This window comes from Paraburkholderia panacisoli (assembly GCF_008369935.1).
In the GTDB taxonomy this organism is placed as follows: Bacteria; Pseudomonadota; Gammaproteobacteria; order Burkholderiales; family Burkholderiaceae; genus Paraburkholderia; species Paraburkholderia panacisoli.
In genome coordinates, this window is record NZ_VTUZ01000007.1 from 98,775 (window position 1) to 120,508 (window position 21,734).

Below are 21,734 nucleotides of genomic sequence, written 5' to 3' on the forward strand. Positions count from 1 at the left end.
GGCGCAGGGATGTAATGCCTGTCAAAACGGATAGATGATCTGCTGTCATGAGTGCAATGACGGTCGCGCTATCGGGTCAGGCGTGACTTTAACGTTAAGCTGTACGAACTCTCGCCCGGCATACGGTGGCATGCGGTTCTTGTTATGCATTGGGCATATTTTGACTCGTCAACGGAGAACGCACGATGTCACGAGTTTTTATTACCGGCTCCGCCGATGGCCTCGGCCAGATGGCCGCACGCCTGCTCGTCGAGATGGGGCATCAGGTCGTGTTGCACGCGCGCAGCGCCGCGCGCGCCGAGCAAGCCTTGCGCGCGGTGCCGCAAGCGCAGACCGCGCTGGTCGGCGACCTGTCGAGTATCGCGGCCACCAAAGCGCTTGCGGAGCAGGTCAATCGTCTCGGCCGTTTCGACGCGGTGATTCACAACGCGGCGCTCGGCTACCGCGAGCCGCGCCGGGTCGCCACCGTCGACGGCTTGTCGCAGGTCTTCGCGGTCAATACGCTGGCGCCCTACGTGCTGACCGCGCTGATCGACAAGCCGAAGCGGCTCGTCTATCTCAGCTCGGGCCTGCATCGCAGCGGCGATGCGAGCCTCGACGATCTGGCCTGGGAGCGGCGTCCGTGGCAGGGCGCGGCAGCGTATTCGGACTCGAAACTGCATGACGCGCTGCTCGCGTTCGCAGTCGCGCGACGCTGGCCGCAGGTGTTGTCGAACGCGTTGGAGCCCGGATGGGTCGCCACCAGAATGGGCGGGGCGGGCGCGCCGGATGATCTGCAGGCGGCACCGAAAACCCAGGTGTGGCTCGCCGTCAGCGATGAGCCGGCTGCCACCGTCAGCGGCGGGTATTTCTATCACATGAAGCCTCGCGACACGCATCCGGTGTTGCGTGATGTCGCCGTGCAGGAGCGGCTGATCGAAGCGTGTGAGGGGTTTTCGGGCGTCCGCTTGCCGGATTGATGCGAAGCAAGCGGTGGTGTGCGGGCACTGTGCGAGCAGGCAGGCCCTGCCAGTCGCAACGGCACATGGGTGCCGCGAGGGTACAGATCAAGCGCGGATCAGGCGCGGATCAAGCACGACACAGCCGCGCTGCAACCACCTCAACGCCCCGCGCTTTGCGCCGCCTGCCGACCCACCACCCGCGTGCCGGACGGATCGTCGAGATGACGAAACACCCACGCGGACAGCAGCGTGATCACGCCGACGCACACGAAGCTGAAACGGAACCCCAGCGCCGCCGACCCCCATTGCGCGGAGAACAGATTCACCAGCCCGCCGCCGATCGACACGCCCAGCCCGATCGCCAGCATCTGCACCATCGAAAAGAGGCTGTTGCCGCTGCCCGCATCTTCATGCGAAAGGTCCTTCAACGTGACGCTGTTCATCGCCGCGAACTGCATCGAGTTGGCCGCGCCGAATACGGCGAGGATCGCAATCTCGATCACGAGCGGCGTGCCGCGCGAAATCAGCGCGAACGCGACGATCGCGGACCCCACGATGATGGTGTTGACGAGCAGGAAAGTGTCATAACCGTAGCGCCGCACGAGCGGCGCGATCCAGCGTTTGGCGAGCGTGCCGGCCAGCGCGGCGGGCAGCATCATCAGCCCCGAATGGAGCGGCGAATAACCCAGTTGCAGTTGCAGCAGCAGCGGCACGAGGAACGGCACGGCGCTCGACCCGACGCGACACACGAGGTTGCCGATCAGGCCGACGCTGAAATTCGGCTCGCCGAACAGCGACAGCTTGAAGAGCGGATTGCGCCGGTGTTTCGCGTGCGGAATGTAGGCGAGCGCGCTCGCGACGGCGAGCGCGAACAACGCCGCCGACCAGGCCGCGCGATGTGTGGCGACCGGCGTGTCGATCGCGAGCGAAAACGCGATCATGCACAGCGACAGCAGAGTGCAGCCGATCAGATCGAACGGCGGCGCCTGGGTGCTGTCGTGCGACGGCAAAAACCGCTGCACCGCGTATAGCCCCACCGCGCCGATCGGCACATTGATCAGGAAAATCCAGTGCCACGTGATGGCCTGGACGAACCAGCCGCCGAGCGTCGGCCCGGCAATCGGGCCGAGCTGCCCGGCGATCGAAATGAAGGCGAGCGCCGACACGTATTGCTCGCCGGAGACGCTGCGCAACACGGCGAGCCGGCCGATCGGCAGCAGCATCGAGCCGCCCAGACCCTGCAGCACGCGCGCCATCACCAACTGGCCGAGCGTGTGCGCGCTCGCACAGCAGATCGAGCCCAGCACGAACACGAGGATCGCCGCGAAGTAGACGCGGCGTGTGCCGAAGCGGTCGGCGAGCCAGCCGGACGCGGGCGTGAGCATCGCCATGGTCAGCGTGTAGGCGACGACGACGGGTTGCATCGCAAGGGGCGCGACGTGCAGGCTGTTCGCGATCGACGGCAGCGCGGTGTTGACGATCGTCGTGTCGAGCGACTGCATGAAAAAACCGGCGGCGACGATCCACAGCAGCGCGGTCTGGGAAGAATCCTTGTTCATCTGGTAGGGCGCGGCGGGCGGTCTGACGGCGCAGAAGTCCGCGCGCGAGGCAATCATCGGGAGAGTTCCGTCATGATATTGACATCGACGTCAATCGGGAAGCCCACTAGGGACGCTGACTGTTATCGACTTTGGCGATAAGCGGCGCGACAATGACGCATGCTCAATCCCATCTGGCTCAAGACCTTCGCGACCGTCGCCGCCTGCCACAGCTTTACCGAGGCGGGGCGCCGGCTCGGCCTCACACAGTCGAGCGTCAGCGAACACGTCCGCCGGCTCGAAGCGAGCGTGGGCCGGCGCCTGTTCGTGCGCGACACCCATTCGCTCGCGATGACGCCGGACGGCGAGGCGATGCTCGCGCACGCCAGCGTGATCCTGCAGGCGCTGGCGCGGGCCGAGTCGCAGTTTCGCGCGCCGCGTCTGAAAGGGCGCGTGCGCCTCGGCTCGTCCGACGACGTCGCGCTCGGGCCGCTGCCCACGGTGCTCGCGGCGTTCCGCAATGCGCATCCGGATGTCGAGCTGGAGATCACCATCGGCATGACCGGCAAGCTGTACGAGTTGCTGGACGCGGGCGCGATCGACCTGCTGGTCGGCAAACGGCGGCTTGGCGACCGGCGCGGCGTGCCGCTTTTCACCGGGCGGCTGGAATGGCTCGCGCGCGCGGGCACGCTGGTCGATCTGAGCCAGCCATTGCCGCTGATTCTGGTCGCCGAGCCGAGCGTGACACGCGCGGTCGTGCTCGACGCGCTCGCCGAGGCGGGTTTCAGCTGGCAGGTGGTGTGCACGAGCAGCAGCCATGCGGGTTGCATCGCGGCCGCGCGCGGCGGGCTCGGCATCACGGTACGGCCGCAGTACCTGGCCGCGCGCGGGCTCACACCGCCGTTGAACGCCGCTGGTTTGCCGACGCTGCCGTCGGTGGAGTTCATCGCGCTGGCGGCCAAACGCCTCAGCCGCCCGGCTGGCACGCTGCTGCAACTGTTGCACGACAGCGATTTGCGAGGCTCGTGGATTGGTGAATGACGACAGGCGCGCGCCGCTTGCGCGACGCAAGAAGCCGCCCGTTTCATTCTGTTCGGATTAGCCACGCCGCTGCATTGCTTTTCATCGCGCGCGTTGCGGTCTGGTCGCGCAGCACCGCGCCCGATCCGGTGCGGCAACCGGTCGGTCATCGGTCCCGACACTGACAATCGCTACGCTGTCCTACGCGTGCGGCGCCTGCGGCCGCCAGTTCACTTCGTCACAGCGATTTGCGCGCACGCTGCATACGTGTTGCGCGGTTGCCGCGCCCGCCAGATTTTATTTTTTCATCTGGGTGCGAATCGCTATACTTTTCCATATACGGGTACATGTTCCATACAAGGAACACTGAGCGTTTTTATCCGAAAGAAGATTGGCCACGTGAAAGTACCGGAACTCACCGTCTTTCACACGTGCGCGGGGACCGCACGTCATGAGCCGCAGCGCCAGACCAGCCAGAGCGACCACCACCACGATGACCAAAAATCTCACCATCAATCTGCGCATCGCGATCACGATTGCGTTTCTCGGCGTGCTGCTGATCGCCACCGGCGCGCTCGGCATTCTCGGCATGGACCAAAGCAACCAGGCGCAGCGCGACGCGTACAGCGTGCATTTCGCGTCGGTGGTGGCGCTCGGCAAATCGGGTACGGCGATGTCACGCGCGCGTTTCGGGCTCGACTGGGCGATGAGCAATCCGCATTCGCCGCAACTGGCCACGCAGCTCGAACGCGCCCGCATGCTGCTCGGCGAATCGGACAAATGGTGGAATGCGTTCCGCGATCTGCCGAAGACGCCGAAGCTGCAACGCCTCACCGACGAGCTCGACGCGAGGCGCGGCACCGTGCGGCGCGACGGCATCGACAAGCTGATCGACGCGATCCGCAGCGGCGACGCGAGCTGGATGGACGAGAGCCGCGCGAATCATCTGATCGGCCTTTACAGCGCGATGAATGCGAGCCAGAGCGCGCTGGAGGACTATCTGAACCAGCAGGCGAGCGACGCCAACGAGCGCTCGGCGACGCTGTTTCATACGCTGCTGTATGCGTGCATCGGCAGTGTGCTGGTGGGGCTCACCGTCGCGTTCATCAGCTGGCGCATGTTGCGCCGCGCGATCATGACGCCGCTGAACGACGCGCTACGCCAGTTCGACGCGATCGCCGCCGGCGAATTGACGACCCGCGTGCCGATCCGTTCGAACGACGAAATGGCGACGCTCCTGCGCGGCGTCGCGTCGATGCAGGACAAGCTCGGCGCGACCGTCACCACCGTGCGCGCCGGTTCGCATTCGATCGCCTCGTCGACCCAGCAGATCGCCGCGGGCAATCTGGATCTGTCGCAACGCACCGAAGAGCAGGCCGCGTCGCTTGAACAAACCGCCGCGGCGATGGAACAGCTCACGTCGACCGTGCAGTTGAACGCCGAGAACGCGCATCACGCGAGCGAACTGGCGTCGCGCGCGTCCGAGATGGCCGCGCGCGGACGTCATTCGGTTGGCAGCATGGTGGAGACGATGCGCGTGATTCATGCGGGGTCGTCGAAGATGACCGGCATCATCACCGCGATCGAAGGCATCGCGTTTCAAACCAATATCCTCGCGCTGAACGCAGCCGTCGAAGCGGCGCGTGCCGGCGAAGAAGGGCGCGGCTTCGCGGTGGTGGCGGGCGAGGTGCGCAGTCTCGCGCAACGCTCGGCGGCGGCCGCGAAGGAAATCGGCGCGTTGATCGCGGAGTCGACTTCGCGCGTCGAGAGCGGCGCGGGACTCGTCAACGAAGCGGGCGGCACGATGCAGGACATCGAAGCCGCGATCGGGCGCGTCGCGCGTCTGGTCGGCGAGATCGCGGCGGCGTCGAAGGAGCAGAGCGAAGGCATCCGCCAGGTGAGCCTCGCCGTCACGCAGATGGACGAGGTCACGCAGCACAACGCGGCGCTGGTCGAGGAAAGCGCGGCGACCGCGAACTCGCTGGCGGATCAGGCGCGGCAATTGAGCGAGTTGACCGCGGCCTTCAAGGTCGCGAGCGATGTAGCGCTGCGTGAAGAGGCTGTCTGAACCTGCTCGACGCAGCGCCGTCCGGGTGGGCTCGACGTGTGCGCTTACCGCAACGCGCGCGTTCAGGCCGGCATCTTGCGAAACGAAATCGCAAAACGGTTCCATGCGTTGATCGCCGAGACGAGCAGCGTCAGGTCGACCAGTTCCTCGTCGCTGAAGTGCGGGCGCACCGCGTTCCATACCGCGTCGGGCACATGGTCTTGCGACACGAGCGTCAGCGCTTCGGTCCATTCGAGCGCGGCGCGTTCGCGGTCCGTGAAGAACGGCGTTTCGCGCCACACCACCACGGTCGCGAGACGCCGTTCGGTTTCGCCGCCTTTACGGGCGTCGCTGGTGTGCATGTCGACGCAGTACGCGCAGCCGTTGATCTGCGACGCGCGCAGGCGAACCAGTTCGGTCAGCGATTTTTCGAGCGCCGATTTGCCGATGCGCTCTTCGACGCCGATCAAGGCCTTGATCGCGGCGGGGTTGGCTTTGTAGAAGTCGAGACGTTGTTCCATGATTCACTCCTGAGTCGGGTTGGACGCATTCCGTGATGCGATGGGTGAAGCTTAGGCGTAAGACTGGATTCGGAAAATAACCGGTTTTGGGTATTTTCAGGTAACCACTTTCCCGCTTGCATGACTTGCGCAGGTGGCCCGCCGAGCGTCCTTACCGCCTGTAATGGCATCGTTGCCGGGCCTCGGGCGATTCTGTATGGTGGGCCATCGCCTATTCGAAGAGACCGCCCATGACGCCCGCCGCCGACCCGCCAGCCGATTCTCTCGCGCCCCCGATCCGCTCCGACGTGCTGATCGTCGGCGCCGGCCCCGTTGGCCTGTTCGCGGCTTTCGAGGCGGGCGTGATCGGCCTGTCGTGCCAGATCGTCGATGCGCTCGACAAGATCGGCGGCCAATGCACCGAACTCTATCCCGACAAGCCGATCTACGATATCCCCGCGATTCCGTCGTGCACCGCGCGCGATCTGGTCGAGCGTTTGATGACCCAATGCAAGCCGTTCGACGTGCCGATCCATCTCGATCAGCGGGTCGAGTCGGTCGAGCAGCGCGACGACGGGCGTTGGACCGTGCGCACCGGCCGCGGTCTCGTGTTCGACGTCGCGGCCATCATGCTCGCGGCGGGCAACGGCGCGTTCGTGCCGCAAAAGCTGACTCTGCCCGAGGCCTTGCCGCTGGAGTCGCGCCATGTGCACTACAGCGTGCCGCGCGTCGCCGATTTCGCCGGCAAGACCGTGGTCGTGGCCGGCGGCGGCGACTCGGCGCTCGACTGGGCGCTCGCGTTGCGCAAGGTCGCGCGGCGCGTGACGCTGGTGCATCGGCGCAGCGGCTTCAGCGCGGCCGATTCGAGCGTCGCGTCGATGCGGCGCGCGGTCGAAGCGGGCGAGATGGATTTCGTGGTCGGCGCGATCACGGGATTGAGCGTCCAAGGCGATGCGTTGAAGGCGCTGACGCTGCGGCATATCGAAGGCGAGACGCAACTCGAGACCGAGCATCTCGTCGCGCTGTATGGGCTGGTTGCCGATCTCGGCCCGATCGCGCAATGGGGTCTCACGATTCACGGCGGCCGCGTCGATGTCGATACGTCGAACTATGAAAGTTCGCGCCCGGGCATTTTCGCGGTCGGCGACATCGCCAACTATCCGAACAAGCAGAAGCTGATTCTGTCGGGATTCCACGAGGCGTCGCTGGCGCTGCGCAAGGCGTATTCGTACGCGTATCCCGAGAAAAAGCGCGTGCACATCCATTCCAGTTACGACGCGAAGCTGGCGGAAAAAGTCGCCGCGGCCGGCTGAGCGGGTGGCCGTGTGACTGGCCGGCGCCTGGATCGAACCGATCGAGCCGATTGAGCGGGTCGTGCGACGCGCGTGAGCGAGCCGGTCGAGATCGACATGTCACGACCGGCTCTTTTTTTCTGCGGGCCAGGTGTTATTTTCCTGCGGGCTCGCTCGCCGCGGCGGCCGCGCTCGCCGCCTTGTCCTTCTTCTTCGCTTCGTGATGGCCGATCGCGCAGCCCGCGGCCGCGCCCGCCACGCCGTGGTCCCCGGCGACGTGCCCGGCGACGCCGCCCACGACCGCGCCTTTGGTGCAACCTTCCGCGTAAGCCGCGGCATGGGCGAGCGCGAGCGCTGCGGCGAGCGTGAGGGTGGTCAGTGTCTGCTTCGTTCGTTTCAATTGGGGCTCCCTGTCTTAACGACATGCGATGTCGATGTAACGACAGTCACCTCGTAGCAAAAGCGGGGCCCGGCGCGATCGTTTTCTGCCGATGGGGCAACGCGGCGGCGCGGCGGCCGTGACGGCATCCATCGGGTGAAACGATAGGCAAAGCAGCCGGTCATGCGCGGTGTATCCTTTGACCGGAACCTCTATACTTGCGCGTCATGAACCAGCTTGATGTTCCTTCCGCCCGCGAAGACGGCGAGCCCGACCGAGGCGCCGCCGCAGCCCGTACGACCCCTGCCGTCGCCGTCGACTATTCGGCGCTCGTGCAGGCGATCGAAGACTACGCGATCTTCCTGCTCGATGCGACCGGGCACATCGTCAGCTGGAACGTCGGCGCGCAGAAGCTCAAGGGCTACACGGCGCAGGAAATCATCGGCCAGCATTTCTCGCGCTTCTATACCCAGGAAGCCGTGGCGCGCGGCTGGCCGACCTACGAACTGCAACAGGCGTCGCTCACAGGCCGCTTCGAGGACGAAGGCTGGCGAGTGCGCAAGGACGGCAGCCTGTTCTGGTCGAACGTGGTGATCACGGCGATCCGCAACGACGCGGGCGTCCTCACCGGCTTCGCCAAGATCACGCGCGACCTGACCGCGCAACGCGAGTACGTGGAAGCGTTGCGGCAAAGCGAGGAGCGTTTTCGCCTGCTGGTCGATTGCGTCAAGGATTACGCGATCTTCATGCTCGATCCGCAAGGCTACGTGGTGAGCTGGAATGCGGGCGCGGCGCGCATCAAGGGCTATACGCGCGAAGAGATCGTCGGCCGGCATTTCTCGCTGTTCTATGTGCCCGAAGAAGCCGCGGCCGGCAAACCGGCGCGCGAGCTGGCCATCGCGCGGCAGCTCGGCCATGTGGAAGACGAAGGCTGGCGCGTGCGCAAGGACGGCTCGACCTTCTGGGCCAACGTCAACATCACGGCCGTGCACGACGAATCGAACCGCTTGCGCGGCTTCGCCAAGGTCACGCGCGATCTGACCGAGCGGCGTCAGCGTGAAGAACTGGAGCGCTCGAGCGAGCGCATGCGCGAGTTTCTGGCGACGCTCGCGCATGAGTTGCGCAATCCGCTTGCGCCGGTGCGCAACGCCGTCGGCGTGATGCAGCTCGAAACCGGGCTGAGTCCCGCCATGATGCATTCGCGCGATCTGATCGACCGCCAGGTCACCCATCTGACACGGCTGGTCGACGATCTGCTCGACGTGGGCCGGATCATGTCGGACAAGATCGAATTGCGCGTCGGCCGCGTCGATCTGCGCGAACTGGTGGCACGCGCGATCGAGGCGGCGCGGCCGTTCACCGACGCGCACGAGCAGATCGTCGTGCCGCATGTGCCGGACGAACCGGTATGCATTCGCGGCGACATGACCCGTCTCGTGCAGGTGCTGCAGAACCTGCTGCACAATGCGTCGAAATTCTCGCCGCCGGGCAGCCGTATCGATGTCACGGGCCGCATCGACTACCGGATGGCGGTGCTCGAAGTGCGCGACGCGGGCTGCGGTATTCCGGCGCAATCGCTCGACAAGATCTTCCAACTGTTCGCGCAGGAAAAAGCCGGCCAGAATTCGAGCGAAGGCGGTCTAGGCATCGGGCTCACGCTGTGCAAATCGCTGGTCGAGATGCATGGCGGCAGTATCTTCGCGAGCAGCGAAGGGCTCGGGTGCGGCAGCGCGTTCACGCTGAGTCTGCCGCTTGCCGGCGCGTCGTCGGAAGCGGCCGCTGACGAGACGCATGCGGTCACGCCCGAGGTGTCGCCGTTGCGGGTCCTGCTGGTCGACGACAATCACGATTCCGCCGACAGCCTCGCGATGCTGCTCGAACTCAAGGGCCACGAGGTGCGCATCGCGTACGGCGGCGAGCAGGCGCTGGAGATCGCGCCGCGCTTCGTGCCTCAGTTGGCGGTGATCGACATTGCGATGCCGAAAATGGACGGCTACGCGACGCTCGCCGCACTGCGCGTGATGCCCGAACTGGCCGGGACGATGTTCGTCGCCATGACGGGCTTCGGCCACGCGAGCGACCGCGAACGGACTCGCACTGCCGGTTTTCATGCGCATCTGGTGAAGCCGGTGGAACTCGGGCAGTTCGACGCGCTGCTCGCGCAGGCCGAATCGCGGCGCGGCAAGCGCGATTTCCCTTGAGCGTCGACGCGGCCGGTTCGTCCCCATCGTTGCTTTGATCCCTTTGTCGTTGCCTCCCAGTACCGTGCGCGGCTTCGCGCACTTCATCCCACCTTCCTGACACTGAGCGGCCTGAAGACGGCGGCTCGCCGGCGTTCGGCGCTGGGGCACGTCGTTTGCTGAGGCCTTTGCATATGCCGCGGCTTTACGCAGGCCGCAGGCGGCAAATCGAACCGCTTCAGGGAGGCACGATGCTCGATACGCGTGATCATGCGGCCGGCGTCCATGCGCGGCGCCCGCCGGGCGAGGGCAAATCCGGCCGCCGCGATTCGGATCCGGCGCGCGAGCCGCGCGGCGGCGCGAAAACTACCGCGCCGCTGGATGATTTTCTACATACTGCGCGTTTCGATCCGAACCACCCGGCTGCGCTCGGCGCTCTGTTGCGCGAGATGGTCGAGCGCGGCTACGACCGCGCGCCGCTTCTGCCATTGCCCGGCCACGGCCACACGCTGGCCCGCTGGCGCGCACTGGCGGCGGTTGCCGCGTGCGACCTGGGCCTCGTCAAGCTGTTCGAAGGCCACACGGACGCACTTGCCATCCTCGCCGAATTGCACGGCCCCACGCCGCCCGCGGGGAGTTGCTGGGGCGTGTGGGCCGCCGAGCCCCCCGACGCGCGCGTGCAGGTCAGCAAAGTAGGAATCCGAAGCGATAACGGGCAGGTTCAGCTCACCGGTACCAAAGCCTGGTGTTCGGGCGCAGCGGTCGTCAGTCACGCGCTCGTCACCGCATGGCTGGATGAACAGCCGGTGCTCGTCGCCGTCGCGATGGATCAGCCGACGATCTCGATCGACGCATCGAACTGGCAAGCGGTCGGCATGCGAGCCACGGCCAGTGCGGATGTGATGTTCGATCGCACCCCCGCGACGCTGGTGGGCGCGGCGCACGCGTATGTGCGCCGGCCGGGCTTCTGGCATGGCGGCGCCGGCATTGCCGCGTGCTGGTACGGCGCCGCCGCGCAGATCGGCCGGATGTTGCGCGACGCTTGTGCGCAGCGCGCCGATGCGCTGCGCCTCGCTCATCTCGGCGCGGTCGATGTCGCGCTGCAAGCGGCGGCTGCCGTGTTGCGCGAAACCGCCGCGCATATCGACGCGAATCCGCAGGCCGACGCGCAGTGTGAAGCGCTGCGCGCGCGTCTGGTCGTCGAGGAGGCGGCGGGCGCCGTGATGCTTCACGCGACGCGTGCGCTCGGCGCGGGCCCGTTGTGCCGCAATGCGCGCTTCGCGCGCGCGTTGGCGGACCTGCCGGTGTTTCTGCGCCAGAGTCACGCGGAACGCGATCTTGCCGCGCTCGGCGAGATGATCGCCGCGCCGCGCGTCGTCGACACGTCCACCTTCGGAGGTGCGCCGTGGACCCTTTGATCCGAAGCGCGGAGGGTCGCTGAGATGTCGACCACGCAGTATTTCGATCAACTCTACAAAGAGAGCGACGATCCGTGGAAGCTGCGCGAAGGCTGGTACGAACGGCGCAAGCGGTCGCTCACGCTCGCGCTGCTGCCGCACCCGCGTTATCGGAACGCGTTCGAACCCGGTTGCGCGAACGGCGAGCTGAGCGTCGAACTGGCGAACCGCTGCGACGCGTTGCTCGCCGTCGATCTGCATGAGCGAGCGGTACTGCTCGCGCGCGAGCGCGTGGCCGGCGCACCGCAGGTGCGTGTCGAGCAGCGCACGGTGCCGCGTGAATGGCCGACCGAAGCCGGACCGTTCGATCTGATCGTCATCAGCGAGTTTGCCTACTACCTCGCTGCAGCCGAGCTGGAAACGCTGGCCGCGCGGATCGCCGCGTCGCTGACGACCGACGGCACGCTGCTCGCGTGTCACTGGCGCCGGCCTTTCGCCGAAGCGCTTGAATCCGCCGACGCCGCGCATGCGTTGTTCGATGCGCGCTGCGGCTTGTCGCGTCTTGCGCATCATGACGAAGCCGATCTGCTGATCGACGTCTGGTCGCGCGACGCGCGTTCGGTAGCGCAACGCGAGGGGCTCCTATGATCGGCGTGATCGTTCCGGCACATAACGAAGAGGCGTTGCTGGCGCCTTGCCTCGCGGCGCTGATCGAAGCGTCGCGCCACGAGGACCTCGTGGGCGAAGCGGTGCGCATCGTGGTCGTGCTCGATGCGTGCAACGATTTTTCCGGCGCGATCGCGCGGGCCTACGGCGTGCAAACGCTGACGCTAAAGGCGCGCAACGTCGGCATTGCGCGCGCGACGGGCGCCGACCTGCTGCTCGCGGACGGCGCCCGCTGGCTCGCGTTCACCGACGCCGACAGCCGCGTGTCGGCAGGCTGGCTGGTTGCGCAGCTGGCGCAGGATGCGGACGCGGTCTGCGGCTCGATCGCGGTGGACGACTGGAGCACGCATCCGCACAGCGTGCGCGAATATTTTCGCAAGACCTACGTCGATGCAGACGGTCATCGTCACGTACACGGCGCGAATCTCGGCGTGTCGGCCGAGGCTTACCGGCGCGCCGGCGGCTTTCCGCCGCTCACGTGCAGCGAAGACGTGGCGCTGGTCGACCGGCTGATTGCGATCGGCGCGCGCATCGCGTGGAGCGCCGCACCGCGTGTCATCACGAGCGCGCGCGCGGCGGCCCGCGCGCGGGGCGGCTTCGGCGACACGCTGGCGGCATGGGCGGCCGGATGACGCGCGCGACTCGCGAGGCATCCGGAATTTGCTTCGGATAACAGAAGATCGAGACGGCGGGACGCCGCGAGGAGGGCGACATGATGGACGCGATCTTCGTTCTGTTTGGCGAGGGCAGGAATCTCGACCCCTTGCAGATGGGCATGCGCTCGATCGTCGTGTTCCTGATCGCGCTCGTGCTGATACGCGTATCGGGCCGGCGCTCGTTTGGGCAACGCTCGCCGTTCGATTCGGTGGTGGTGATCCTGCTCGGCGCCACCTTGAGCCGCGCGATCGTCGGCGCATCGCCGTTCGTCGCCACAGTCGTCGCGTCGCTCGCAATCGTGCTGTGTCACCGGATGCTGGCGTGGGCCTGCATGCGCTCGCGCGGGCTCGAGCGGCTGGTGGGCGGCGTCGAGCGCGAGGTGTTCAGCAACGGCGCGTTCAACGCGCACGAAATGGATGCCGCGCTGATCACCTCGACCGACGTGCAGGAAAGCGTGCGGCAAAAGACCGGATCACGCACGATGGACAACGTGGCCGCGGCGATTCTCGAACGCAACGGCGAAGTGAGCGTGATCCGCAAGAACGCGTGAGAACCGGGTAAGGAACGCGTGACGAGGGTGTATAACCTGCGCGCGGCGCTTAACCCCGGCCGCCGCGCGAGATTTCCTCACCGGCGCCGCGCGGCATGCGCAGCGTGACCGGAATCGACGCGAACGAGCACAAGCCGACCACCAGAAACGCCGGCCAGAAATCCGACCACGTGATGCTCGGATGCCCGTGCAACAGCCGCGAAATCTGCAGCACGATCCCGCCGACCGTCACGCCGAGCCCGAGCGACATCTGTTGCACGACGCTGCCGAGGCTCGTTGCGCGTCCCACGTCGCGGTTGGCGATCTCCGCATAGGTCAGCGAGTTCAGACTCGTGAATTGCAGCGCAGGGAAGAAGCCGCCGAGCAGCACGACCACCCAGATGATCCACGTCGGCGTGCTGGGGAAAAACAGTCCGCATGCCGCGATCGACAGTCCGGAAAGCGCCGCGTTGACCACCAGCACCGAGCGGAAGCCGAATTGCCGCAGCACGCTCGACGCGACCGTGCGCATGAACATGCCGCCGAACGCCGACGCGCAGGTGATGAGGCCGGATTGGAACGCGCTCATGCCGTGGCCTTCCTGCAGCATCAGCGGCAGCAGGAACGGCAATGCGCCGAGGCCGATCCGGAACAGCGAGCCGCCGAGCACGCTGGCCTGGAACGTCGGCACCTTGAAAAAGCGCAGGTCGAGCAGCGGGAGTTCGACGCGCTGTGCGTAAGCGACGTAGATCGCGAGCAGCACGGCGCCGCTTGCGCACATGCCGAACGCGTCGGCGTTGGAAATCAGTTCGCCGCCGACCAGCGACAGCCCGAGCAGAAGCAGCACCGCGCCCGCCGCCGACAGCAGGAAGCCGATCCAGTCGAGCGGGCCCGGGTCCGGCTCGCGCGTGTTGGTGATGTACTTGTTGGTCAGATAAATGCCGAGTATGCCGATCGGCACGTTGATGAAGAAAATCAGACGCCAATGCAGATAAGTGGTGATGAAGCCGCCGAGCAGCGGGCCCGCCGCGGGGCCGAGCATCGCGGGCACACTCAGGTAGTTCATCGCGCGGATGAAGTCGGACTTGTCCACCACGCGAAAGATGATGATCCGCCCGACCGGCACCATCATCGCGCCGCCGACGCCTTGCACGAAGCGCGCGAGCGTGAACGTGGCGAGCGAATTGGACGCGGCGCACAGGAGCGAGCCCGTCACGAAGATGCCGATCGCGGTGCGGAAGATGGTGCGCGCGCCAAAACGGTCGGCGAGCCAGCCGCATACGGGGATGAACACGCCGAGTCCCAGCACATAGCTCGTCACCGCGATTTTCAGCGTGACCGGGTCGCGCCCGAAGTCGCGCGCCATGGCGGGCAGGGCGGTGACGATCACGTTCGCATCGACGCTCTCCATGAACATCGCGCAGGCGACGATAAGGGGCGCAATCAGAGCTTTCTGGACGGCGGTCATGAAGGCGAGCGGCGGCGTGTCGCAGGCAAAGGGGCATTATTGCACCTGTACGGTGCGGATTGTTAATAGCGCCGCATGGTGATGGCGCCCCTTCATGATTCGCGACTGAGTGTGACTGCGGCGCAACACATCCGGCGCCTATTTAATAGTTGTTGCGGTGCGACATAAGAAGACTATAATCGGGTTATTGCCTAGGTAGAAACCCTATACAGGAGTCCGACCATGAACACCGCTTCCAACGCCGCCCGTGCCACTACCGCTAACGTCAGCCTGTTCGGCAAGCTGCGCGCCCTGGCGCTGCATGCGCTGAACCTGCATCTGCAAAACTGCGCCGTGATCGCGGAAGCTTATCGCCGTCCGCTGTAAGGCTGGCGCGCCGCGGCCCCGGCCGGCAAGGCCCGGCGGGCGCCGCAACGCGCTGACCCGTCGAGCTCGTGGCCTTTGCGCTTTTCGGGCCATTCAGGCGGCGCTCCGCTCCGATCTATCGCACAACGCCCGCTTGCATAGCGGGCGTTGTGCTATGTGGCTGCGCAAATCGGGGTCGATTGATCCGCCGCACGCGGACGCGATCCGGTACTCCCGAGAGTCCTTGGCGCCGCCATCGCCGAACCAGGCGTACGACGCGTCTAGTTGCCGGCGTCGGCGGGTCCGGTCGACGCCGACGCGCGGATTCGGGTCGACCGCGTGGACAAGGCGCTCATCAATAACGCGATCCCCAGCAGTCCGACCAGATAAACGCCTGCCGTCAGCCAATCCTGATCCGCCATCATCATTCCCCCCAAGTAGCTGACATCGCCCGGTAAATGCGCCGCATTTCACCGTGCATTGCGCTCCATTACGGCGCGACAGGCGAAAACCTTGATGGCGGGAATTCCCTTTTTAAAAGGGCCGGCGGAATAAGCTAATCACGACAAGGGTCGAATCTGTATTTGAACAGCACATGGCGCGCGCCCGGCTCGCGCCACTGCGTAAGGGTTTGCACGAATCGCACCCCAAAAGGCAGCCCTAACCGGCAATATTGACTGCCATATTCCGCAGTTCATCAGATAAATCACGGCGAAATGGCGTGCGCTGTCAACCTTTTGCACACTTTGCCGTTATCCCTTTGTAATCGCCAAATCAGGCGACGCAGCGATGGACGATCCGTCGTCGCGACAGCTCCACGCAAGGCCCCCCGCATTGACCATGTTCCATCGACATAACAACAAATTCGACCGGCTACGCGCAATGTTCACCCGCCTCTCGAAGACGCTCGTCAAGCGGGAAATCCTCTCGCCCGTGTTAGCGCTCGTGATTTGCGGGTTGCTGCTGGTCGTCTTGCAGCATTTGTCGCAAGCGGTCGACTACCGCTCGGTGATTCGCGAGTTGCGCGAGCTCACGGCCGGCGAGTGGACTGCCGCGCTCGGCGCCACGGCACTCAGCTACGTGGCGCTGGTCGGACGCGATGCCGTGGGCTTGCGCTACCTGGGCGCGGCCGTGCCGCGCGTGGCGCTGTGGATCGGTGCGACCGCGGGTTCCGCGCTCGGCAACGCCACCGGCTTCGGCGCGTTGACGGGCGGCGCCGTGCGCGCGCGCGTCTACGGCGTGGCGAACATCACGCCCGCGCAGATCGGCCGCATGACCGTGTTCACGAGCGTGTCGCTCGCGCTCGCGCTCGTGCTGATGTCGGCGCTCGGCATGCTCGGCATGGCCGGCCAGCTCGCGCCGATGCTGCACCTCACACCCGTCACGCTGCGCTGGAGCGGCGCGGCGCTGCTGATCGCGCTCACGCTCGCGGCTGCCGCGTGCCGCCGCGAAACCCGCCCGATCCGCACGCGCTGGCAGTGGCTGTCGTTCGACATTCCCGCGCGCCGCGATCTGCTCGCGCAAGTGGCGCTCGCGGTCCTCGACGTGGTGGCGGCAGGCCTCGCGCTGTGGGCGCTGCTGCCGCATGCGAACGTGAGCTTCGTAACCTTCATCACCGTCTATGCGGCAGCCATGCTGCTCGGCATGATCGGCCACACGCCCGGCGGGGTCGGAGTGTTCGAAGCGGCGATGGTTTTCACGCTGAGCGGCAGCGTGCAAACGCATCAGATGGTTGCCGCGCTGCTGGCGTATCGCGCGATCTATTTCGGTGTCCCGTTGATCGTCTCGGCGGCGTTGCTCGCGGGCTTCGAAGGCCGCGCGCTGAAAGACCGCTTGCCGCTGTTGCGCGCGCAGCGCGCGTCGGAACTCGCGCCGCTGTTTCTGAGCCTCGTCACGTTCGTGGTCGGCGGCATGCTGGTGATTTCCAGCGCGACGCCCGCTTTCTGGCAACGCATTCATATCTTGCGCGACCTGGTGCCGCTATGGGTGCTCGAAAGCTCGCAGATGCTGTGCAGCGTGCTCGGCGTGCTGCTGCTGTTCGTCGCGCGCGGTTTGCTGCGCCGTCTGGACGCCGCCTGGTGGATGACGCTGCTGCTCGCGGTGCTGAGTCTCGCGCTGTCTTTGACCAAAGGTCTCGCGTTCGTCGAGGCGGGTGTGCTCGGCATGTTGATCGCGCTGCTGCTGTCCACGCGCTGGCGGTTCAATCGCCATTCGTCGCTGTTCGCGGAGCGCTTTACGGCGGGCTGGCTGGTATCGGTCGCGATGGTGCTGATGCTGGCCACGTGGGTCATGCTGTTCGCGTTCCGCGACGTGCCGTACACGCGCGACCTGTGGTGGCAATTCGCGTTCGACGAGCGCGCGCCGCGTGCGCTGCGCGCGACGCTGGCCGCGAGCCTGTTCGCCGCGACCTTCTCGTTCTGGCAATTGCTGCGTCCTGCGGCGGGCCGCTTCGTCAAACCCGCGCCGGAAGATCTGCGCGACGCGGCGCGCATCGTGCGCGCGCAGGAGCGCAGCGATGCCGGTCTCGCGCTGATGGGCGACAAGAGCTTCCTGTTCTCCGAGTCGCGCGAAGCATTCCTGATGTACGCGAAAAACGGCCGCACATGGGCCGCGCTGCATGATCCGGTGGGACCGCGCGACGAGTGGGCCGGCCTGATTCGCAAGTTCGTCGCGCTCGCGCATGCGCACGGCGGGCGCGCGGCGTTCTATCAGGTGCGCGCCAACGCATTGCCGCTCTATCTCGACGCCGGTCTCACGCTGATGAAGCTCGGCGAGGAAGCGCACGTCGTGCTCGACGATTTCGATCTGAAGGGCTCGCATCGCGCGCATCTGCGCTACGCGCTCAAGCGCGGCGAGCGCGACGGCTTCACCGTCGAAGTGATCGATCAGGCGAACGTGCCCGCGTCGCTCGAAACGCTGCGCGAGATTTCCGACGGCTGGCTCGACAGCCGCGACGCACGCGAGAAAAGCTTCTCGGTGGCCGCGTTCAACGACGAGTATCTCGCGGCGCAATCGGTGATGCTGGTGCGCCAGAACGGCGAGCCCGCCGCGTTCGTCACCTTCATGACGACCGATATGAACACCGAGGCGACGGTCGGCGTGATGCGGCACGTGGAAAGCGCGTCGCCGTATGCGATGGAATATCTGTTCACTCAACTGGCGCTGCATCTGAAGCAGGCGGGGTTCCGCTCGCTCAGCCTCGGCATCGCGCCGCTCTCCGGCATGCAGCCGACGCCGCTCGCGTCGCGCTGGCACCGGCTGGCCGGCATCGTGTGGCGCTTCGGCGGCCGCTTCTATAACTTCCGCGGACTGCGTGCTTTCAAGAGCAAGTTCCAGCCGCATTGGGAGCCGCGCTATCTCGCGGCGTCGGGTTCGATGGGCGTGTTCTTCACGCTCGCGGACCTGTCATTGCTGGCAGGAGGCCGGCGTTCATGACATTGCATTCGATCTTCAGGCTCGCCGTCGCGGCGAGCTTCGTGAGCTGTGGCGCGCTCGCGCAAGCGGCGACCACCACCGTGCCTGGCGGCCGTTATGGCGACGTCACCGTGACCCAGCCGGCCGGCCCGTTGCGCGGCTTCGTGGTGCTGTACTCGCAAGCCAGCGGCTGGAATGCGGCCGATCAGCAAACTGCCGACGCACTCGCGAAAGCAGGCGCGTTGACTGTCGGCGTGGATACCGCGCGTTACGCGGCCAACCTGAGCGCGAAGAAGGAAACCTGCCATCAGCTGGTAGGCGACGCCGAAGCGTTGAGCCACCAGCTCGAACGGCAATCGCAATCGAGTCACTATTTCGCGCCGATCGTCGCGGGCACGGGCCAGGGCGCGACGCTCGCGATGCACGTGCTCGAACAGGCGCCGTCGAACACGATTGCCGGCGCGGTCTCGGTGGATGCCGAGCATGCGCTCGATGCGCGCTTTCAGCCGTGTCCGCCGGACCCGACGGTGATCCGCGACAAGGTGCCGGGCTTCGTCGAAAAGGCGAGCACGGGCAACTCCGATCGCGTGCGCGTCGTCGCGTTGCTCACGCCGCATCTGCAGCCCGTGTCGACGAGCGACGGCGATGTCTCCGATCTGCCGCTGATCGAGTTGCCGGCTGCGCACCCGAACGGCCTGATGGCGATCGTCATTTCGGGCGACGGCGGCTGGCGCGATCTCGACAAGACCATTGCGCAGGCGTTGCAGAAAGACGGTGTGTCGGTGGTCGGCTGGGACAGCCTGCGCTACTTCTGGAGCGAGAAGCCCCCCGCGCAGACGAGCCGCGATCTCGCGCGCGTGATGCAGACCTATGGCGCGCGTTGGCACGCGGAGCATATTGCGCTGGTCGGCTATTCGTTCGGCGCCGACGTGATGCCGTTCGCGTACAACCGTCTGCCGCAGGAGCAGCGCACGAAGGTGTCGCTGATCGCGTTGCTCGGCTTTGCGCCCGATGCCGATTTTCAGATCCGCGTGGGCGGCTGGCTCGGCATGCCGGCGAGCGAGAAGGCGTTGAAGGTGCAGCCGGAATTGACGAAGGTGCCGCCCGCGATCGTGCAGTGCTTTTACGGTGCGGAAGAGGAGGACACGCTGTGTCCGGCGCTCGATAAAAGCGGTATCGAGGTGATTCGCACGTCGGGCGATCATCACTTCGGCGGTGACTACAACGCGATGGAGAGGCGCATTCTCAGCGCCTTCAAAAAGCAGAGCGGCGTGCGTGACTGATTGCGGCGTCGTCGTGTGAGGCGAGTGGTTGGGCGAAGGGTCGGCGGCATCAGGGTTGACAAAGCGCGCCGACTCAACGAAGATCGATCAGATGAACTGCCTCGACATCCGTATTGCGCTGATTATTAGCATCATTCATCGAATGGTGGGTTAGCGCGCGTCTGATAGCAGTGACACATTAACCCGCCCCACGAGGCGGGTTTTTTTATGTCCGCTTGCTGCCTGCCTCCTGGTGAACTCTGTGCTGATTCGTTCTTGCCATACAGGAGCTTGCCTTGCCGTCACACTCACTCGAATACGCGCACGCCTATGCTGCGGAAGCTATCGACAGCGTCGCGCTGCGCCACGATTACCTCAAGAAGACCCTGACCGCGCGCGTCTACGACGTGGCCCGCGAGACCGAACTCGAACGCGCGCCGAACCTGTCGGCGCGGCTGCGCAACCCGGTCTATCTGAAGCGCGAGGACAACCAGCCGGTGTTCTCGTTCAAGCTGCGCGGCGCGTACAACAAGATGGCGCATATCCCGGCCGAAGCGCTGGGGCGTGGGGTGATTACCGCATCGGCGGGCAATCATGCGCAGGGCGTGGCATTGTCGGCGGCACGCATGGGCGTGAAGGCGATCATCGTGGTGCCGGTCACGACACCGCAGGTCAAGGTCGATGCCGTGCGCGCACACGGCGGCCCGACGGTCGAGGTGGTGCAGTTCGGCGAATCGTACAGCGACGCCTACGCACATGCGGTGAAGTTGCAGGAAGAGCGCGGCCTGACCTTCGTGCATCCGTTCGACGACCCTTACGTGATCGCGGGCCAGGGCACCGTCGCGATGGAGATTCTCAGCCAGCATCAGGGACCGATTCACGCGATCTTCGTGCCGATCGGCGGCGGCGGACTCGCGGCCGGCGTGGCCGCGTATGTGAAATCGGTGCGCCCGGAGATCAAGGTGATCGGCGTGCAGACCGACGATTCGTGCGCGATGGCCGCATCGCTGAAAGCGGGCGAGCGGGTCACGCTGAACGAAGTCGGCCTGTTCTCGGACGGCACGGCGGTGAAGCTGGTCGGTGAAGAAACCTTCCGGCTGTGCAGCGAATATCTCGACGACGTGCTGCTCGTGGACACCGATGCGCTGTGCGCGGCGATCAAGGACGTGTTCCAGGACACGCGCAGCGTGCTCGAACCCGCGGGCTCGCTGGCGGTCGCCGGAGCCAAGCAGTATGCGGAGCGCGAAGGCATCGAGAACCAGACGCTGATCGCGATCACGTCGGGCGCGAACATGAACTTCGACCGCATGCGTTTCGTCGCCGAGCGCGCCGAAGTCGGCGAGGCGCGCGAAGCGGTGTTCGCGGTGACGATCCCCGAGGAGCGCGGCAGCTTCCGGCGCTTCTGCGAACTGGTCGGCACGCGCAGCGTCACCGAGTTCAACTACCGGATCGCGGACGCGAACTCGGCGCATATCTTCGTTGGCGTGCAGATCAGGAATCGCAGCGAGTCGGCGCAAATCGCGGGCGCGTTCGAAGCGCACGGCTTCGCCACCGTCGACCTGACCTTCGACGAACTCTCGAAGCAGCACATCCGCTACATGGTCGGCGGGCGCTCGCCGCTCGCGCATGACGAGCGGCTGTTCCGCTTCGAGTTTCCGGAGCGGCCGGGCGCGCTGATGAAGTTCCTGTCGTCGATGGCGCCGAACTGGAACATCAGCCTGTTCCACTATCGCAACCAGGGGGCGGATTACAGTTCGATCCTGGTGGGCATCCAGGTGCCCACGAGCGAGACCGGGGAGTTCGACCGTTTTCTCGCGACGCTCGGCTATCCGTACTGGGAAGAGACGCAAAACCCGGTGTATCGCCTGTTTCTCGCCTAGCAGATTGGGTGGGGTTTACCTTGAGGTCGCGCAACCTTCAGTGATTGCCCGGTGCGCCTTATAAAGGGGCCACAAGCCCCGCCAGCACGGCGTTAGCGCGCGTTGTCACCCATCAACGCGGCCGTCGCGGATCAGCCGTTTATCGCCATAAGCGATACAGCCTATCCACAATATCGGATTGCACGATACAGCCCATGATCGTCACACTGAGCGCCAATC

18 protein-coding genes are annotated in these 21,734 nt (G+C 65.8%); 13 read left to right on the forward strand and 5 right to left on the reverse strand.

Annotated elements, in window-relative coordinates:
• Positions 1 to 185: 185 nt before the first annotated feature.
• Positions 186 to 959: an SDR family NAD(P)-dependent oxidoreductase gene (locus FVF58_RS12735; protein ID WP_149670257.1), complete on the forward strand. Its 774-nt coding sequence runs from the start codon at positions 186 to 188 to the stop codon at positions 957 to 959.
• 140 nt (positions 960 to 1,099) lie between these two features.
• Here the strand turns inward: FVF58_RS12735 and mdtD are convergent, their stop codons facing one another.
• Positions 1,100 to 2,500 carry a multidrug transporter subunit MdtD gene (gene mdtD / locus FVF58_RS12740; protein ID WP_149670444.1) on the reverse strand — a complete coding sequence of 467 codons (1,401 nt, stop codon included), beginning with the start codon at positions 2,498 to 2,500 and terminating at the stop codon, positions 1,100 to 1,102.
• Positions 2,501 to 2,659: 159 nt separating this feature from the next.
• Here mdtD and FVF58_RS12745 point away from each other — a divergent pair, with 159 nt between their 5' ends.
• Together FVF58_RS12745 and FVF58_RS12750 are read left to right on the forward strand one after the other, a co-directional pair.
• Positions 2,660 to 3,520, forward strand: coding sequence for a LysR family transcriptional regulator (locus FVF58_RS12745; RefSeq protein ID WP_149670258.1), 861 nt, complete (start codon positions 2,660 to 2,662; stop codon positions 3,518 to 3,520).
• A gap of 472 nt (positions 3,521 to 3,992) precedes the next feature.
• Positions 3,993 to 5,567 (forward strand): methyl-accepting chemotaxis protein, encoded by a 1,575-nt coding sequence (locus FVF58_RS12750; RefSeq protein ID WP_149670259.1) that lies wholly within the window; start codon positions 3,993 to 3,995, stop codon positions 5,565 to 5,567.
• Between the two features lie 62 nt (positions 5,568 to 5,629).
• On the opposite strand, the gene FVF58_RS12755 is transcribed toward FVF58_RS12750, so the two are convergent.
• Positions 5,630 to 6,067, reverse strand: a complete 438-nt coding sequence (locus FVF58_RS12755) for a carboxymuconolactone decarboxylase family protein (protein WP_149670260.1) — start codon at positions 6,065 to 6,067, stop codon at positions 5,630 to 5,632.
• Between the two features lie 230 nt (positions 6,068 to 6,297).
• Here FVF58_RS12755 and FVF58_RS12760 point away from each other — a divergent pair, with 230 nt between their 5' ends.
• A complete protein-coding gene (locus FVF58_RS12760) occupies positions 6,298 to 7,359 on the forward strand; it encodes an NAD(P)/FAD-dependent oxidoreductase (protein ID WP_149670261.1) in 1,062 nt (353 codons plus the stop codon).
• 133 nt (positions 7,360 to 7,492) lie between these two features.
• Here the strand turns inward: FVF58_RS12760 and FVF58_RS12765 are convergent, their stop codons facing one another.
• Positions 7,493 to 7,717, reverse strand: a complete 225-nt coding sequence (locus tag FVF58_RS12765; RefSeq protein ID WP_149670445.1) for a hypothetical protein — start codon at positions 7,715 to 7,717, stop codon at positions 7,493 to 7,495.
• A gap of 227 nt (positions 7,718 to 7,944) precedes the next feature.
• Between FVF58_RS12765 and FVF58_RS12770 the strand changes: the two genes are divergently transcribed.
• From FVF58_RS12770 to FVF58_RS12790, 5 genes are all read left to right on the forward strand, one after another.
• The gene (locus FVF58_RS12770) at positions 7,945 to 9,918 is read left to right on the forward strand and encodes a PAS domain-containing hybrid sensor histidine kinase/response regulator (RefSeq protein ID WP_149670262.1); all 1,974 of its coding nucleotides are present in this window, start codon (positions 7,945 to 7,947) and stop codon (positions 9,916 to 9,918) included.
• Positions 9,919 to 10,148: 230 nt separating this feature from the next.
• Positions 10,149 to 11,315, forward strand: coding sequence for an acyl-CoA dehydrogenase (locus tag FVF58_RS12775; protein ID WP_223191147.1), 1,167 nt, complete (start codon positions 10,149 to 10,151; stop codon positions 11,313 to 11,315).
• 24 nt (positions 11,316 to 11,339) lie between these two features.
• On the forward strand, positions 11,340 to 11,942 hold the full coding sequence (locus FVF58_RS12780) for a class I SAM-dependent methyltransferase (protein ID WP_149670263.1): 603 nt from the start codon (positions 11,340 to 11,342) through the stop codon (positions 11,940 to 11,942).
• Positions 11,939 to 12,592, forward strand: a complete 654-nt coding sequence (locus FVF58_RS12785) for a glycosyltransferase family 2 protein (RefSeq protein ID WP_149670264.1) — start codon at positions 11,939 to 11,941, stop codon at positions 12,590 to 12,592. The genes FVF58_RS12780 and FVF58_RS12785 overlap by 4 nt, the downstream gene beginning before the upstream one ends.
• 80 nt (positions 12,593 to 12,672) lie before the next feature.
• Complete coding sequence (locus FVF58_RS12790) at positions 12,673 to 13,167, forward strand: DUF421 domain-containing protein (protein ID WP_149670265.1); 495 nt, start codon at positions 12,673 to 12,675, stop codon at positions 13,165 to 13,167.
• A gap of 49 nt (positions 13,168 to 13,216) precedes the next feature.
• On the opposite strand, the gene FVF58_RS12795 is transcribed toward FVF58_RS12790, so the two are convergent.
• A complete protein-coding gene (locus FVF58_RS12795) occupies positions 13,217 to 14,614 on the reverse strand; it encodes an MFS transporter (RefSeq protein WP_149670266.1) in 1,398 nt (465 codons plus the stop codon).
• Positions 14,615 to 14,836: 222 nt separating this feature from the next.
• Here FVF58_RS12795 and FVF58_RS51385 point away from each other — a divergent pair, with 222 nt between their 5' ends.
• Positions 14,837 to 14,980, forward strand: coding sequence for a hypothetical protein (locus tag FVF58_RS51385; protein ID WP_188130804.1), 144 nt, complete (start codon positions 14,837 to 14,839; stop codon positions 14,978 to 14,980).
• A 260-nt stretch (positions 14,981 to 15,240) separates the two neighbouring features.
• Here FVF58_RS51385 and FVF58_RS51390 read toward each other — a convergent pair whose 3' ends face one another.
• Positions 15,241 to 15,381 carry a hypothetical protein gene (locus FVF58_RS51390; RefSeq protein WP_188130805.1) on the reverse strand — a complete coding sequence of 47 codons (141 nt, stop codon included), beginning with the start codon at positions 15,379 to 15,381 and terminating at the stop codon, positions 15,241 to 15,243.
• A gap of 460 nt (positions 15,382 to 15,841) precedes the next feature.
• On the opposite strand from FVF58_RS51390, the gene mprF reads away from it, so the two are divergent.
• From mprF to ilvA, 3 genes are all read left to right on the forward strand, one after another.
• Positions 15,842 to 18,394, forward strand: a complete 2,553-nt coding sequence (gene mprF, locus FVF58_RS12800) for a bifunctional lysylphosphatidylglycerol flippase/synthetase MprF (RefSeq protein WP_246217038.1) — start codon at positions 15,842 to 15,844, stop codon at positions 18,392 to 18,394.
• Positions 18,391 to 19,656, forward strand: coding sequence for a virulence factor family protein (locus FVF58_RS12805; RefSeq protein ID WP_149670268.1), 1,266 nt, complete (start codon positions 18,391 to 18,393; stop codon positions 19,654 to 19,656). Before mprF ends, FVF58_RS12805 begins: the two co-directional genes overlap by 4 nt.
• A 323-nt stretch (positions 19,657 to 19,979) precedes the next feature.
• Positions 19,980 to 21,515 carry a threonine ammonia-lyase, biosynthetic gene (ilvA, locus tag FVF58_RS12810; RefSeq protein WP_149670447.1) on the forward strand — a complete coding sequence of 512 codons (1,536 nt, stop codon included), beginning with the start codon at positions 19,980 to 19,982 and terminating at the stop codon, positions 21,513 to 21,515.
• The last annotated feature ends 219 nt before the right edge of the window (positions 21,516 to 21,734 follow it).